Source organism: Alteribacillus sp. HJP-4, assembly GCF_042139015.1.
GTDB lineage: Bacteria > Bacillota > Bacilli > Bacillales > Marinococcaceae > JBHIKY01.
In genome coordinates, this window is record NZ_JBHIKY010000057.1 from 1 (window position 1) to 1,380 (window position 1,380).

A 1,380-nucleotide genomic window follows, 5' to 3' on the forward strand; every position below is an offset into this window, starting at 1 on the left:
GGTTCTAAGTCAATTGTTGGGGTGGAGGCCGTCAGGCCCCGCCCCTTTATCCTACTTGAATGTTCTGATTTTTCGTCTGATGATGTAGTAGAATTTTGCTCCTTAGTCGATCATATCGTCGGAATCCAAAAGCATTCCGTTTTATCACCTTGGTCTGGTTATTCAGGCCTTCGATGGGACCGTTGGTATAACCGAATGTAAAACTGTTGAGAATTTCGGTCTGCCAATTTTTCAGAGTCTGCACGGCCTTGTTTAATGCGGGAAGTCCAGCGTCCTCAACATCTTGATAAAAAGCATATAATTCTTCTTTGATGCTATTTTCTGGATGATAAGTTTCTTGTTTCGCTCGTTCAAACCAGGAACGAAACCTTTCTTTCAATTGATACGCAACTGTTAACTCACTAGATAAGTGTAAATATCGTTTTAAATACCAGTGCTGCTTCTCACTTAGCGTTTCAAAGGGTTTGTGAAAAACATGTTTCATCCTCTTGCACTTCTTGCGATCGTACTCATGAAAGTCATGTTGAACATTGCGTCGAATTAGGTCTAGAGCCCAGTAAATATAACGGCAAAAATGAAAGCGATCCGCGATAAGGATGGGAGATCCTAACGCTTTCTGTACAGCAGATTTAAACGAAGGGCTCATGTCCATAACTACCATCTCTACTTTCGCTCCTTTTTCCCGTAAATATTGTTTAATGGTAGCTACGGAGCGATCCGGTAGAATATCCACAGGCTCCCCCGTTCTGCCATCAGCTATAAGGACTTGATACTTGCCTTTACTGGTATCTCCCTTGTATTCATCAATGGAGATGACTTCTGGCAGTTCATTCACTTCTTGGATCAGAGGTGCCGCAATACGATCAAACCGACGCATGGCTGTGGAAGGGGACGTATGAAACTGACGAGCGGTATCTTTAAAATTCTTGCCTTGAATGGTTCGAAGACCTAGGGCTTGATTCCATTCTGCCGTGTGACGCTGATAACGCTCGACAACACGGGTTTTTTCCGGAAATCTTTTTCCGCAAGGGCAGACATAGCGGCGTTTGCGGTAAAATAAATAAGACGTCCGTTCAAACATCTTAAGATGTTGAATCTTTTGGGTCCGATAATCGTGAACGTTTTTTGTTCTTTCTCCACAAGAAGGGCAGTGGTGAGCTTTTCGTTCCATCTCCACGTGGAGATGGAACGCATCCCCCACCGTCTCTGACTTCATGATTTTCAACTCTTCTAAACCGGGAAGGTCCATGGTAAAATGCATATGACACGCAACTCCTATCCTTTCTTGTTTCTCGACAATTCAAGTATAAAGGATAAAGGAGCTTGCGTGTTTTTTATGCGTGATAATTGTTTCAAAACCCCAACATTTATTGTAGAGCC

1 protein-coding gene is annotated in these 1,380 nt (G+C 43.0%); it reads right to left on the reverse strand.

Features of this window, described 5'->3' with window-relative positions; genetic code table 11:
• Positions 1 to 46: 46 nt before the first annotated feature.
• Positions 47 to 1,261: an ISL3 family transposase gene (locus ACE4RR_RS21470; RefSeq protein ID WP_375537452.1), complete on the reverse strand. Its 1,215-nt coding sequence runs from the start codon at positions 1,259 to 1,261 to the stop codon at positions 47 to 49.
• Between the last annotated feature and the right edge of the window lie 119 nt (positions 1,262 to 1,380).

Coding starts and splice junctions, on each gene's coding strand:
- ACE4RR_RS21470 (WP_375537452.1), bottom strand. CDS start 1,261: ATGCATTTTACCATGGACCTTCCCGGTTTAGAAGAGTTGAAAATCATG.